General features: G+C 75.6%; 12 protein-coding genes, 1 pseudogene and 1 riboswitch. Of the genes and pseudogenes, 8 read left to right on the forward strand and 5 right to left on the reverse strand.

Annotated features, from left to right (window positions below; all coding sequences use genetic code 11):
- Positions 1–141: 141 nt before the first annotated feature.
- Positions 142–1,053, reverse strand: coding sequence for an endonuclease domain-containing protein (locus COO58_RS27625; RefSeq protein ID WP_098747846.1), 912 nt, complete (start codon positions 1,051–1,053; stop codon positions 142–144).
- 119 nt (positions 1,054–1,172) lie between these two features.
- Positions 1,173–1,284: riboswitch (TPP riboswitch) on the forward strand.
- Here COO58_RS27625 and COO58_RS27630 point away from each other — a divergent pair.
- The 7 genes and pseudogenes from COO58_RS27630 to thiC all read left to right on the forward strand — a co-directional run bounded on the left by COO58_RS27630 (position 1,279) and on the right by thiC (position 7,250).
- Positions 1,279–1,905, forward strand: coding sequence for a thiamine phosphate synthase (locus COO58_RS27630; protein ID WP_091570130.1), 627 nt, complete (start codon positions 1,279–1,281; stop codon positions 1,903–1,905). (Overlaps the previous riboswitch by 6 nt.)
- A complete protein-coding gene (gene thiO / locus COO58_RS27635; RefSeq protein WP_176558991.1) occupies positions 1,899–3,029 on the forward strand; it encodes a glycine oxidase ThiO in 1,131 nt (376 codons plus the stop codon). Before COO58_RS27630 ends, thiO begins: the two co-directional genes overlap by 7 nt.
- Positions 3,020–3,220, forward strand: a complete 201-nt coding sequence (gene thiS, locus COO58_RS27640) for a sulfur carrier protein ThiS (protein WP_013288601.1) — start codon at positions 3,020–3,022, stop codon at positions 3,218–3,220. Before thiO ends, thiS begins: the two co-directional genes overlap by 10 nt.
- Positions 3,221–3,224: 4 nt before the next feature.
- Positions 3,225–3,998: a thiazole synthase gene (locus tag COO58_RS27645; protein ID WP_091570139.1), complete on the forward strand. Its 774-nt coding sequence runs from the start codon at positions 3,225–3,227 to the stop codon at positions 3,996–3,998.
- A 62-nt stretch (positions 3,999–4,060) separates the two neighbouring features.
- Positions 4,061–4,657, forward strand: a pseudogene (locus COO58_RS27650) (thiamine phosphate synthase); the annotation flags it as partial.
- A gap of 194 nt (positions 4,658–4,851) precedes the next feature.
- Positions 4,852–5,640: a bifunctional hydroxymethylpyrimidine kinase/phosphomethylpyrimidine kinase gene (thiD, locus tag COO58_RS27655; RefSeq protein WP_091570148.1), complete on the forward strand. Its 789-nt coding sequence runs from the start codon at positions 4,852–4,854 to the stop codon at positions 5,638–5,640.
- A 17-nt stretch (positions 5,641–5,657) separates the two neighbouring features.
- The gene (gene thiC / locus COO58_RS27660) at positions 5,658–7,250 is read left to right on the forward strand and encodes a phosphomethylpyrimidine synthase ThiC (protein ID WP_098747849.1); all 1,593 of its coding nucleotides are present in this window, start codon (positions 5,658–5,660) and stop codon (positions 7,248–7,250) included.
- A 38-nt stretch (positions 7,251–7,288) separates the two neighbouring features.
- Here thiC and COO58_RS27665 read toward each other — a convergent pair whose 3' ends face one another.
- The 4 genes from COO58_RS27665 to COO58_RS27680 form a co-directional block, all read right to left on the reverse strand.
- On the reverse strand, positions 7,289–9,952 hold the full coding sequence (locus COO58_RS27665) for a hypothetical protein (RefSeq protein WP_098747851.1): 2,664 nt from the start codon (positions 9,950–9,952) through the stop codon (positions 7,289–7,291).
- 75 nt (positions 9,953–10,027) lie between these two features.
- Positions 10,028–10,336, reverse strand: coding sequence for a cupin (locus COO58_RS27670; protein WP_091570158.1), 309 nt, complete (start codon positions 10,334–10,336; stop codon positions 10,028–10,030).
- A complete protein-coding gene (locus COO58_RS27675) occupies positions 10,333–11,283 on the reverse strand; it encodes an LLM class F420-dependent oxidoreductase (RefSeq protein ID WP_091570161.1) in 951 nt (316 codons plus the stop codon). The genes COO58_RS27670 and COO58_RS27675 overlap by 4 nt, the downstream gene beginning before the upstream one ends.
- 2 nt (positions 11,284–11,285) lie before the next feature.
- Entirely contained in the window at positions 11,286–12,131 is an 846-nt protein-coding gene (locus COO58_RS27680; protein ID WP_255292786.1) for an ABC transporter ATP-binding protein, read from the reverse strand.
- A gap of 287 nt (positions 12,132–12,418) precedes the next feature.
- Between COO58_RS27680 and COO58_RS27685 the strand changes: the two genes are divergently transcribed.
- A complete protein-coding gene (locus tag COO58_RS27685; protein ID WP_091570164.1) occupies positions 12,419–13,447 on the forward strand; it encodes an ABC transporter substrate-binding protein in 1,029 nt (342 codons plus the stop codon).
- The last annotated feature ends 62 nt before the right edge of the window (positions 13,448–13,509 follow it).

The raw sequence follows: 13,509 nt of genomic DNA on the forward strand, positions 1-13,509 counted from the left end.
GGCGGGGCGGGCCCGGCGGGCGGGGCAGAGCTGACGGGCGGCGGCGGCACGTCGGGCGGAGGCGGGGGCGTCGGGTGGGGCGGCACGTCGGGCGGGCCGAGGGGCGGGGCATTCGGGTGTGGGCGCGTGGGGGACACCGGGTCAGTGCGGCGGTGCGGTGGCGAGGCGTTCGGCGAGTGCCTGGCGGACCAGGGCGACGGTGGCGTCCGGACGGCGCAACACGTCGTCGGCGGTGAACCGGAGCACCACCCAACCGGCCGCGCGGAGCGCGTTCAGGCGCGCCACGTCGCGACGGAAGTGAGCCCGCTCGCGGTGGTGGTCGCCGTCGTACTCGATCGCGAGGCGGAGCGCCGGCCAGGCCAGGTCGACCCGGGCCACGAAGCGCCCGCCCGCGCGTACCTCGTGCTGCGCGACGAGCGGGCCGAGGCCGGCGTCGAGGAGGAGCAGCCGCAGGCGGGTCTCCATCGGGGACTCGCTCGACGGCTCGGCCAGGGCCAGCACCTCGCGCAGCAGCGGAGCGCCCGGCCAGCCCGGTCGGTCGGCGGCGTAGGAGCGCAGGGCGGGCAGCGTCACCACCCGGCGGCGGAGCAGCGCTTCGACGGCGACCAGCGCGTCGGCGCGTGACCCCTGCCGACCAAGGTCGAACGCGGTGCGCAGCGTGGTGGTGACCGGGAGCCCGCCGAACCGGGTCCGATCCCCACCGGGCAACGGGGACCGGGCGACCGACAGACGCGGGTGCGGGCGCAGTCGGGCGGGGCGCGGCAGCAGCACCGTCACCGGCGCGTCCCGGCCCAGCAGGTCCACCCGGAACAGCCAGGCGGCGCTGCGTCCCGCCAGTGCGGCACCCGGCGGCAGGCGCAGCGCCACCGCCTCGCACCACATCCGGTGGTCGTCGGCGCGGTGTCCGTCCCGGTGCACGTACACGTCAGGCAGCAGACGGACCCATGTCGGCCCGCGCAACATCGTCCAGGTCAGCAGCCCTTCGGAGACGGCACGGCTGCCCCGGAACGGCAGGGCGGACAGGCCGCCGGGCACTCGGGCGTGAGCGGGCATCCGCACAGCGTGTCGTGACGCGACGGTCACCGTACGCCCCGATCCGGCGCGCGGCGGGTTCCTGGGAAAAACGTCACCCGGTCTTCCGTCCGGCGGGGGAGGCGTCGTACGGTAGGCCGCAAGTGACCCACGGGAGCCCGGTGTGGACCGGGCTGAGAGGGGGGCTGGGAGCCCCCGACCGTCGAACCTGATCCGGGTAATGCCGGCGCAGGGAGGAGCGTTGCCGTGCCGTCCCTGGGACGACTGCATCTCATCACCGACACCCGGCCGGGGCGTGACCCGCTCGCCGTGCTGCGCGCCGCCCTGCCGGTGGCCCGCGCCGACCTCGTCGTGCAGGTCCGGGTGGAGGACGACGCCACCGACCGGGAGGCGTACGAGCTGGCCCGCCTGGTGGTCGACGCCTGCCGGCCGTACGGGGCGCGGTGCCTGGTCAACGACCGGTTGCACGTGGCGGTGGCGGTGGTCGCTGCCGGGGGCCACGTCGGGGCGGACGACCTGCCGGTGGCCGCCGCGCGTCGGGTGCTCGGCCCGGACGCCGTGCTCGGCGCCACCGCCCGCGAGCCGGGCGGCGCCCGAGCGGCCGTCGCCGCCGGCGCGAGTTACCTGGGCGTCGGCCCGTGCCACGCCACCACCACCAAGTCCGGCCTGCCCACGCCGATCGGCCCGGCGGGGGTACGCGCCGTCGCCGGGGCGGTGGACGTGCCGGTGATCGCCATCGGCGGGGTGACCGCCGCCACCGTGCCGGCGCTGCGGGCCGCCGGGGCGTACGGGGTGGCGGTGGTGGGGGCGGTCAGCGGGGCGGCCGACCCGGCCCGGGCCACCGCCGAGCTGCTCGGTGCGCTGACGTGTTAAGCAGGGGCCCTTCCTCTACCGGAGGCGTTAACAGGGGGCCCTTCCTTACCGACGTGGCGGTGGTGGGTGGCGGGCCGATCGGGTGGGCGATCGCGTGGCGGTGCGCCCAGCGCGGGCTGCGCGTGGTGGTGCACGACGACCGGCCCGGGTCGGGTGCCTCCTCGGTGGCCGCGGGGATGCTCTCGCCGGTCGCCGAGGCGTACTTCGGGGAGCACGAGCTGACCGGGCTGCTGGTCTCGTCCGCCGCCCGCTGGCCCGCGTTCGCCGCGGAGCTGACCGCGGCGAGCGGCGTCGACCTCGGGCATCGCACCGAGGGCACGCTCGTCGTCGGGCTCACCGCCGACGACCTGGCCGAGGCGCGGCGGCTGTGGTCGTACCAACAGGGTCTGGCACTGCCGATCACGCCGCTGCGCCCCTCGGAGCTGCGCGACCGCGAGCCGGCGCTGGCCACCCGGGTGCGCGGCGGCGCCGTGGCGCCCGGCGACCACCAGGTCGACCCGCGCCGGCTGGTCACCGCGTTGCGCGCGGCGGCCGGGCGGGCCGGCGTCGCGCTGCGGCCGGTGCGGGTCGGCGCGCTGTCCGAGGTGGACGCCCGGGTCACCGTGGTCTCGGCGGGCTGCGGCGCGGCGGCGTTGACCGGCCTGCCGGTCCGGCCGGTCAAGGGCCAGGTGCTGCGACTCCGCGCGCCCGCCGGCGGCCCGCCGGGCTTCCGGCACGTGATCCGGGGGTACGCCGACGGCGAGGCGGTCTACCTGGTGCCCCGGGACAGCGGCGAGGTGGTGGTCGGCGCGACCGTCGAGGAGCGCGCGGACACCGAGGTCACCGCCGGAGGCGTGCTGACGCTGCTGCGCGCCGCCGCCGAGCTGGTGCCGGAACTCGTCGAGTACGAGCTGGTGGAGGCCGTCGCCGGGCTGCGCCCCGGTACGCCGGACAACGCCCCGGTCATCGGGCCGCTGCCCGGCCTGCCCGGTGTGGTCGTGGCGACCGGCCACCACCGGCACGGCATCGTGCTCACCCCGGTCACCGCCGACCTGGTCGCCGAGCTGATCGTCACCGGCGAGCCGGGTCCCGCGCTCGCCCCCTTCACCCCGGACCGCTTCGGGAAGGAGCGCACGTGGAACTGATCGTCAACGGCACCGGCCGGACGCTGCCCGAGGGCGTCACCGTCGCCGAGGTGGTCCGCACCGTCACCGACCGGGAGCGCGGGCTCGCGGTCGCGGTGAACGGCGAGGTGGTGCCGCGCGGTGGCTGGTCGGCGAGCGTGCTGCGCGACGGCGACCGGGTCGAGGTCCTCAGCGCCACCCAGGGCGGGTGAGCGGATGTCCACGTTGGAGATCGGCGGGGTCTCGTTTGGCTCCCGGCTCGTCCTCGGCACCGGCGGCGCGGCCAACCTGCACGTGCTGGAGCAGGCGATCCGCGCCTCCGGCACCGAGCTGGTGACACTGGCGCTGCGCCGGGTGGACACCGCGCCCGGCGGGTCGGTCGGGCTGCTGGACCTGGTGGAGCGGTGCGGCGTACGGCTGCTGCCGAACACGGCCGGCTGCCGCACCGCCGTCGAGGCGGTGAAGACCGCGCACCTGGCCCGGGAGGCGTTCGACACCGACTGGGTGAAGCTGGAGGTGATCGGCGACGAGCGCACGCTGCTGCCCGACGGGGTGGAGCTGCTGCGCGCCGCCGAGGAGCTGGTCGCGGACGGGTTCACCGTGCTGCCGTACACCTCGGACGATCCGGTGCTGGCCCGGCGGCTGGCCGACGTGGGGTGCGCGGCGGTGATGCCGGCCGGGTCGCCGATCGGCTCCGGTCTGGGCATCGGCAACCCGCACCACATCCGGCTGATCCGACAGGCCGTCGACGTCCCGGTGGTGCTCGACGCGGGCATCGGCACCGCCTCCGACGCCGCGCTCGCGATGGAGCTGGGCTGCGACGCGGTGCTGCTGGCCAGCGCCGTGACCCGGGCCGCCGACCCGGTGGCGATGGCCACCGCGATGCGGTACGCGGTGGAGGCCGGCCGCCTGGCGTACGGCGCGGGCCGCATCGCCCGCCGCTTCCACGCCCTCGCGTCCACGCCGGACGAGGGACGGCCCGACCTGTGACCGCCGTACGCCCTGCGGATCTTGGTACGGACGCGTCCCTGGAGGGGCGGCCGCGTACCAGGATCGAGGGCTGCCCGAGTGGGCTTGTGCTGCTCACCGATCGGCGCGTCGCGCGGGGGGCGCTCGTCGACGTGGTGGCGGGTGCCGTGGGCGGGGGAGTGCGGTGGGTGGTGCTGCGGGAGAAGGACCTGCCCCGCGCCGAACGCCTCGCGCTCGCCGTCGACCTGCGCGCGATCCTCGCCGAGGCGGGCGGCACGCTCGTCGTGGCCGGACCGGATCCGCTCGACGGGGACGCGGTGCACCTGCCCGCCGCCGGCCCCTACCCGCCGCCCGCCGTCGGACTGGTCGGCCGATCCTGCCACGACACCGCCGAGCTGGCCCGGCTCACCACCGAGCACTACGCGACGCTGTCCCCGGTCTACGAGACGAGGACGAAGCCCGGCCACGGCCCGGCACTGCGCCCGGCCGGGCTCGCCGTGCTGGTGAAAGCCAGCCCGGTCCCGGTGCTCGCCCTGGGCGGCATCGAAACCCCGGATCAGGTCACCGCATGCGTCGAGGCGGGCGCCGCCGGCGTAGCCGTGCTGGGCGCGATCATGCGCGCCCAGGACCCCACCGAAACCGCCACCACGCTGGGCAGAGCCTTCCAGGAGGCGGCCACCCGCCTTGTCACCAGCCCTGCGCGTCGCGGCGAACGTCCCCCCGAGACAGGGCTGCGGCCGACCGTGACCACGGAGGGATCAAGCCTGACCGCCCGGAGTGGGCACGGTCGGCCGCAGCCCCGACCGCAACCACCGAAGAACGCCAGTGGGCACGGTCGGCCACAGCCCTCAACCGTAACCACCGGAGAAGACCAGTGACGCCGAGAACAGTTCTCACCATCGCCGGCTCCGACTCCGGGGGCGGCGCCGGCATCCAGGCCGACCTGAAGACGTTCGCCGCGCTCGGCGCGTACGGCACGAGCGTGCTCACCGCCGTCACCGCGCAGAACACCCGGGGCGTCGACGCGGTCCTGCCGCTGCCCCCGCAGACCGTGCGCGACCAGCTGGACAGCGTGCTCGGCGACTTCGCCGTCCGCGCGGTGAAGACCGGAATGCTCGGCACCCCGGCCGTCGCCGACGCGGTGGCCGACGCGGCCCGGGCCGGGCGGCTGCCGCACCTGGTCGTCGACCCGGTGCTGGTCGCCACCAGCGGGCACCGGCTCGGCGTGGTGGAGGCGGTCGAGCGGCTGCTCCCGTACGCCGAGGTGGCGACGCCGAACTGCGCGGAGGCCGCGGCCCTCACCGGAGGCCCGGTGGGCACCGTCGAGGAGATGGTCGCGGCGGCCGAGGCGCTGGCGGCGCGCGGACCGGCGTTCGTGGTGGTGACCGGCGGCGACGTGGACGCGGCCGGCGAGTCGGTGGACGTGCTGGCGGGCGGGGGGACTACGCGGCTGCTGCGCGCGCCCCGGGTGGACACCCGGCACAACCACGGCACCGGCTGCTCGTTCGCGGCCGCCGTCGCGGTCCGGTTGGCCGCCGGCGACCCGGTGCCGGTCGCGGTGGAGGCCGCCAAGGAGTACGTCACCCGCGCGCTGACCGGCGCGCGGAGCTGGGAGCTGGGCGCGGGACGCGGCCCGCTGGACCACTTCGGCTGGTCCGCTTGACCGACAGGGAGGCTGTCATGCAGGCACGTCGCAAGGTGTACGTGGAAGGGTCCCGGCCGGACGTCCGGGTGCCGTTCGCCGAGGTGGCGCTGACCGGGGACAACCCGCCGGTCCGGCTCTACGACACCTCCGGCCCCGGCTCCGACCCGGAGGTCGGGCTGCCCGCGCTGCGCGGGACGTGGATCGCCGAGCGCGGCGACGTGGCGCCGGTCCGGGGCGCCGGCACCCCGCTGGCCGGGGTGGACGGGAAGCGGCCGACGCAGCTCGCGTACGCCCGGGCCGGGATCGTCACCCCGGAGATGGAGTTCGTGGCGATCCGGGAGTCGGTGGCGCCGGAGTTCGTCCGGGACGAGATCGCGGCCGGGCGGGCGGTGCTGCCGTTGAACGTCAACCACCCGGAGTGCGAGCCGGCGATCATCGGCAAGGCGTTCCTGGTCAAGGTCAACGCGAACATCGGCACCTCGGCGGTGACCTCGTCGGTGGCGGAGGAGGTGGAGAAGCTCACCTGGGCGACCCGGTGGGGCGCGGACACCGTGATGGACCTGTCCACCGGCAAGCGGATCCACGAGACCCGCGAGGCGATCGTGCGCAACGCCCCGGTGCCGATCGGCACCGTGCCGATCTACCAGGCGCTGGAGAAGGTCGGCGGCGACCCGGTGAAGCTGAGCTGGGAGGTGTTCCGCGAGACGGTGATCGAGCAGGCGGAGCAGGGCGTCGACTACATGACGGTGCACGCCGGGGTGCTGCTGCCGTACGTGCCGCTCGCGGTGGACCGGGTCACCGGCATCGTGTCCCGGGGTGGCTCGATCATGGCGGCCTGGTGCCTGGCGCACCACGAGGAGAACTTCCTCTACACGAACTTCGCCGAGCTGTGCGCGATCCTGGCCCGCTACGACGTGACGTTCTCCCTCGGTGACGGCCTGCGCCCCGGCTCCATCGCGGACGCCAACGACGAGGCGCAGTTCGCCGAGCTGCGCACGCTCGGCGAGCTGACGAAGGTCGCCTGGGAGCACGACGTCCAGGTGATGATCGAGGGCCCGGGGCACGTCCCGATGCACAAGATCAAGGAGAACGTGGACCTCCAGCAGGAGTGGTGCCACGAGGCGCCGTTCTACACGCTCGGGCCGCTGACCACCGACGTCGCGCCCGCGTACGACCACATCACCTCCGCGATCGGCGCGGCGATGATCGGCATGTTCGGCACCGCGATGCTCTGCTACGTCACGCCGAAGGAGCACCTCGGGCTGCCGGACCGGGACGACGTGAAGGCGGGCGTGATCGCCTACAAGATCGCGGCGCACGCGGCCGACCTGGCCAAGGGGCACCCCGGCGCGCAGGCGTGGGACGACGCGCTCTCCAAGGCCCGGTTCGAGTTCCGCTGGGAGGACCAGTTCAACCTGGCGCTCGACCCGGAGACCGCACGGGCCTACCACGACGCGACGCTGCCGGCGGAGCCGGCGAAGACCGCGCACTTCTGCTCGATGTGCGGGCCGAAGTTCTGCTCCATGAAGATCACCCAGGAGCTGAAGGACTACGCGGCGCGCGGCATGCGCGGCAAGTCCGAGGAGTTCGTCGCCTCCGGTTCCCGGGTCTACCTGCCGCTGGCCTGAGCGTTTCCGGGGCCGGGGAGAGCCCGGCCCCGGAGGGCTCAGTCGCGGTGGTGCCGGCCGGTCCGCAGCGAGCGGGTGTCGTCGGCGTTGTCGTCCGAGGCGAGACCGGCGACCCAGTCGACGTACTCGTCGTCGGTCGTGGCGTCCGGCTCGACCGTCCGGTCGGCCGGCTCCGGCTCGCCCTTGGCCCGGTTGCGCCGGAACAGGCCCCGCCGGGCCCTGGTCTTCCCGCCGACCGCGTCGGCGTCCTCCGGACCGGCGTGCCGCCCCCGCTCCCCGGTCGGGTCCGGCTCGGCGCCGTCCGGACCGGGACCGGCCTGCGCCGGCACGGTCGTCTCGGCGGCGGCGGTCCGGGGCGGCTCCGGAGCGGTCGGGCCGGCGGGCTTGGCGTTGGTGGCCAGCGCGTCCCAGCCGGTGCTCCGGCCCGGCTCGGGCAGTCCCTGGTGCCGGGGGCGGGGGGCCGGCTCGGCGCGGGCGGCCCGATCGTCGCCGTCCCGGCCGATGGCCGGCCCGCTCGGCCCGGTCGCGCTGTCCGGACGCGGCGGCCGGCTGGCGATCGGCCAGGCCGGCCGCACCTCGCCCGGCCGTTCGGCGACGTCCTCGAAGATGGGGAACCGGGGCCGGGGCGACGGGGGCGCGGCGGGTGGGCCGGCCGGCTCGGCGTCGTCGAAGAAGAAGCTCCGGGCGCGAGCCAGCTTCGGCTCGACCGGTGACTCGGCGGCCGGCGGGGCGATCGGCATGTCCGCGTCGCCCGGCGTCGCCGCGCCTCCCGGCTTCTCCGTGGCGGCCGGCGCCGGGTCGGCCGGCGTTCCCGTGGCGGCTGGCGCCGAGGCGGTCGGTGCCGGGTCGGTCGGTGTCGGGCCGGGCGGTGTCGGGTCGGCGGTGTCGCGCGGGGCGGAGGCGGTGGCCGCGGCGATCGGGCCCGCCGGCGGGACGTCCCCGGCCGGTGGCGTGGTGGCGGACACCGGCGCGGCGTCGCTCCGGCTGGTCCGGGCGGCGCGCGTGCGGCGCGACCGGGTGGGCCGGCCGGTGCCCTCGTCACCCGGTACGGCAGCGTCCACCGCCGGTACGGCGGCGTCGCGCGTCGGGCTCCGCGTCGCGTCGGGCGCCGTGACCGGCTCGGGCGTATCGCTCCCGGCGACGGGGCTGTCTCCGGTCGGCGTCCGGTCGTCGGTGGACCGCTCGGCCGCCCGGCCGCGTCGCGCCCGCGCGCCGCGTGCCGGGGCGGAGGGCGTCTCGGCCGGGCGGGGGGCGGACGCCGCCGGGTCGGTCCGCGGCTCGGGTTCCGGCCCGACGGCCCCGGTGGTCGAGGCGGTAGCCCCGCCGGTGGCCGTCGGCGCGTCGGCGGCCGCGCTGCCGGCGGTCGCGGTCCCCGCGACCGCCGGGGCCGGCTCGGTGACCGGCGCCGGCTCGGTGAGCGGGGCCGGCTCGGCGGCGGCATCGGTCCGGGGACGCGGTGGGGTGTCGTCCGGGTCCGGCCCGGCCGACGGCTGCGGCCCGGGCCGGCCGGCGGCCAGCACGTCGATGGCCGAGGTCCGCCGGCCCGGGGACAACAGGCCGGACACCGCGCGGGTGCGGGCGTGGTCCTCGTCGTCCGGCTGGCCCGGCGCGGTGGGCGGCCCGGGAACGGTGGGCTGTTCCGGGGCGACGTGCCGAGGGCCGGGGGACGCGCCGGCGGCGCCGCCGGTCTCCGGCCAGTCCCAGTGCGCGGGTGCGGGCCCGCCGGGCGCGGCCGGGGACGCCGCCGCGCCGGTGGCCGCGACCGTGGTGCCGGTGGCCGGCGCGGCGCCGGTCGCCGTGGGCGGCAGCGGCGCCAGGATGTCGGTCGGTTCCACGGCGTCGCCGGCCGCGCCGATCGGCCGGGGAAGCACCGTGGTGGCGGTCGAGCCGAGCGCTCCGGCGACAACCGCGATCAGCGCGCCGTAGTAGGGCGCGAGCTGGTAGCGGTCGGTCGCGGTGCCGGGGCCGGCGGTCAGGTAGGCGAAGGCGACCAGCACCGGGCCGGCCGCCCCGGCCGCGCCGCCGACCAGCGGCGGGTGCCCGGCCCGGCGGGCCAGCACGCCGACCGCGCCGCCCGCGAGCAGGGCCAGCACCGGTAGCAGCAGCATGGCCAGCCGCTGCGCCGCGGCCGGGTCCAGCCAGGACGGTTCGAGGACCCCCAGCCGTACGGTGGCCAGCGGGCGGTTGGCGACGATCGTCGGCGCGACGGAGAGCAGGGCGAGCAGCCAGACGATCCCGGCGGTGCCCGCGACGCCCCAGCCGAACGGCGGCTTGAGCAGCACGGTGATGGCCGCGCCCGCGCCCACCACCGCGCCGAGGGCGGCGCAGATGCCGGCGGCCCACACCGGGTCGACCGAGCCGCCCAGTTCGGCGGCGCGGGCCGGCTGCATGCAGAGCGGGGCGACCACGATCGCGCCCAGCGCGCTGACGCCGGCGATGGAGAGCAGCTCGGTGGTGCCGGCGGGGACCTCGTCCCGGCGGGCGAAGCGCTCGGTGAGGACGGCCCCGGCGACCGTGGCGACCGCGGCGAACCAGCCGACCCAGGCGAGCTGGGCGGGCCACCGGTTGACCGAGGCGTCGACGAACGCGCCGTCGAGACGGACGACGCCGAAGCCGTACGCGATGCCGAGCTGGCCGGCACCGGCGAGCACACTCACCCCGAGCGCCGTGAGCAGCAGCCTGCCCCACGTCCGAAAGGCCATGTCGGGCACGTTACGGCCCGGTGGGGTGGTTCGCCACCTTGCCACCGCGCGGCGCGGCGAACCCCGCCGGCGTGGCTACGTCAACTCGACCAGACGGGCGAGGTAGGTGGTGTCACCGACGTTGGTCAGCATGTGCACCGCGCCCGGGTCGCGGTAGACCACCCCGCCGGTGGGCTCGTCGGCGTCGATCGTGACGCCGTCGATCGTCTGCACCACGTTCTTCGCGCCCTGGACCGCCACCACCAGGTACGGGTGGTCGTGCCGATGCAGCGGCTGCCGCTCGCCCGGCTCCAGCCGGATGTGCCAGACGCGTACCCGGTCGTTCTCGAAGACGATCTCCTGGCCCACCGGGCCGAGTTCGGGTTCGGCGGAGAGGTCGGTCATCGTGGTCCGTCCAGTTGGGGGAGCACCTCGGCGGCGATCAGCTCCACGTGGTCGAGGTCGTCGAAGTCGATCAGCCGCAGGTGGACCCGGGTGGTCCCGACCGCGGCGAACTCGCCGAGCCGGTCGACGAGCTGGGCCGGGGAGCCGACCACCGGGTCCTCCGGCGGGAGCGCGCTGGTGACGTGCAGCGGCGCGGCCCGGCGCCGTGCCTCGGCGTCGGTGCGTCCGATCGCCACCACGACGCCGGCGGAGAGCGTCAGCGGCGCGCGGCCGGAGGCGTCACGGCCGGTGCGGTCGCACGCCTCGCGGACCCGCTCGTACGCGGCGGCCGTCTCGGCGACGCTCTTGAACGGCATGTTGAACTCGTCGGCGTACCGGGCGGCCAGCTCGGGGGTGCGCTTCGGGCCGCGGCCGCCCACGATCACCGGCGGGCCGGGCTGCTGCACCGGCTTGGGCAGCGCGGGCGCGTCGGCCAGCCGGTAGTGCTCGCCGGTGAAGCTGTACGTCTCGCCGAGCGGGGTGCGCCACAGCCCGGTGACGATCTCCAACTGCTCGGCCAGGCGGTCGAACCGCTCGTTGACCGGCGGGAACGGGATGCCGTAGGCGGTGTGCTCGCGCTCGAACCAGCCGGCGCCGATGCCCAGCTCGACCCGGCCGCCGCTCATCCGGTCGACCTGGGCGACCATGACGGCCAGCGGTCCGGGCAGGCGGAAGGTCGCCGAGGTGACCAGCGTGCCGAGCCGGATCCGGGAGGTCTCCCGGGCCAGCGCGGCGAGCGTGAGCCAGGCGTCGGTGGGGCCGGGCAGCGCCGGCTCGTCTCCCATGGCCCGGTAGTGGTCGGCCCGGAAGAAGCCCTCGAAGCCGGTCTCCTCGACCAGGCGGGCGAACCGGAGCTGGTCGTCGTAGTCCGCTCCGCGGTGGGGTTCGGTGAAGACCGAGACCCGCATGGTCACCGTCCTCCCGCCGCCGCGGCCCGCGGCGGCGTCTCGGTCGACGCGGCCGGCGGGTCCGCCGGGCCGGCCGACGCGGGTACGCCCGGGGCGTCCCGCTCCATCAGCAGTTCGTGCAGCTCGGCGCTGATCCGCGCGACGTCGGCCAGGTGCGCGTGCCGGCCCAGGGTGCGGGGCCGGGGCACGGTCACCTCGACCACCTCGCGGATCCGGCCGGGGCGGGGGCTGAGCACGACCACGCGATCGGCCAGCAGCACCGCCTCGTCGATCGAGTGGGTGACGAAGACGATGGTGGCCTTCGTGTCCATGTGCACCCGCTGCAGCTCCCCGGAGAGCTCCTCCCGGGTCAGCGCGTCGAGCGCGGAGAACGGCTCGTCCATCAGCATCACCCGGGGTGAGCCGATCAGCGACCGGCAGAGCGAGACGCGCTGCTGCATGCCGCCGGACAGCTCGTGCGGCAGGCGCTTCTCGAAGCCGCCCAGCCCGGCCATCTCCAGCAGCTCGCGGGCCCGGTCGCGGTGCTTGGCCCGGCTCCAGCCGAAGATCTCCACCGGCAGCAGGACGTTGTCGAGCACCGTGCGCCAGGGCAGCAGGGCCGGCCGCTGGAACAGCATGGCCACGTCCCGCCGCGGCTTCGTGATCGGCGTGCCGGCGACGGTGATCTCGCCGGCGGTGACCGGCAGCAGACCGGCGATCATGCGCAGCAGCGTGGACTTGCCGCAGCCGGACCGGCCCAGCACGGCGACGAACTCACCCTCGGCGACGTCGAGGTCGATGCCGCGCAGTGCCTCCACCCGCCCCGAACGGCCGTCGAAGGTGCGGGACACCCCGGACAGTCGGATCATCTCCCGCCGGCTCCCTTCCACCGTCGTCGCGAACGTGAGCCGGGCTAGCGTAGCGGGGATCGTGCTTATAGCACCGTCCGGGGTGGACGTCAGTCCGCTTTCCGTCACGCAACTTCGTTTCCTTTCCGCAACCCGGACGGTTGCGGCGCGTCATCAGCCTTCTCGTACGCTGTTGCGCGCGAAGAGTCCCCTCACGACGGTCCAGTCGGCTGCCCCTCCTGCCGACCCCGTCGGACCCACGACCCGACCGGCGAAGAAGTCCTGGTCGGAAAGGACATGGTGCACTGATGAGAAGGTTGACCCGTACGGTCGCCGCCGCGGCGCTGGCGACCGCCCTCGCCCTCGTCGGCGGCTGCAGCAGCGACTCGGACAAGTCCGAGGGCGGCGGCGGCAACGGCGCGGCGCTGGAGAAGGTGACCTACCTCACCTCGTTCGGCAACTTCGGCCGTGACTCCTACGCCTGGGTGGCGAAGGACAAGGGCTTCTTCAAGGAGGCCGGCTTCGACGTCGACATCAAGCCCGGCCAGGGCACCGGTTCCGTCATCCAGACCATCACCGGCGGTCAGGCCGACTTCGGCCCGATCGACCTGACCGGCGGCATCCTGCAGCTCGGCAACGGCCAGGCCAAGGACTTCGTCGCGGTGGCCGCGATCCAGCAGCGCACCATGGCGGCCATCGTCACGGTCGAGGGCAAGAACATCGCCACCCCGAAGGACCTCGAGGGCAAGAAGCTCGCCGACACCCCGACCTCCGTCGTGCGCAACCTCTTCCCGACGTACGCCCGGCTGGCCGGCATCGACGGCAGCAAGGTGACCTGGGTCAACGGTGAGGCGCAGGGCCTGATCGGCATGCTCGGCTCGGGCTCGGTGGACGGCATCGGCCAGTTCGTCGTCGGCCAGCCGACGGTCGAGGCGGTGGCCAAGAAGAAGCCGGTCGTGCTGCCTTACAGCAACGTGATGCAGGACCTCTACGGCAACGCGCTGATCACCTCCACGAAGATCGCCAAGGAGAAGCCGGAGATGGTCAAGAAGTTCACGGCCGCTCTGCTCAAGGGCCTGGAGTACTCCCTGGAGCACCCGGAGGAGGCGGGCGAGATCCTGAAGAAGAACGTGCCGGCCGCGAACCCGGGCGCGTCCGCCGCGGAGCTGCAGCTGATGGCCGCGTACGTCCGGTCGAGCAACTCCGGCACCGCGATCGGCACGCTGGACAGCGGCCGGGTGGCCAAGAGCATCGCGCTGCTGCAGGGCGCGGGCGCGCTCAAGCAGAACCTCACCCCGGACCAGATCATCGACTTCAACCTCGCGCCGAAGGCCTGACCGGTCGGCTCGGGTCACGGGGGTGCGCCCCGCCGGAACACCCGGTGGGGCGCACCCCCTTC

Source organism: Micromonospora sp. WMMA1996 (assembly GCF_002573675.1).
Taxonomy (GTDB): Bacteria; Actinomycetota; Actinomycetes; order Mycobacteriales; family Micromonosporaceae; genus Micromonospora; species Micromonospora sediminicola.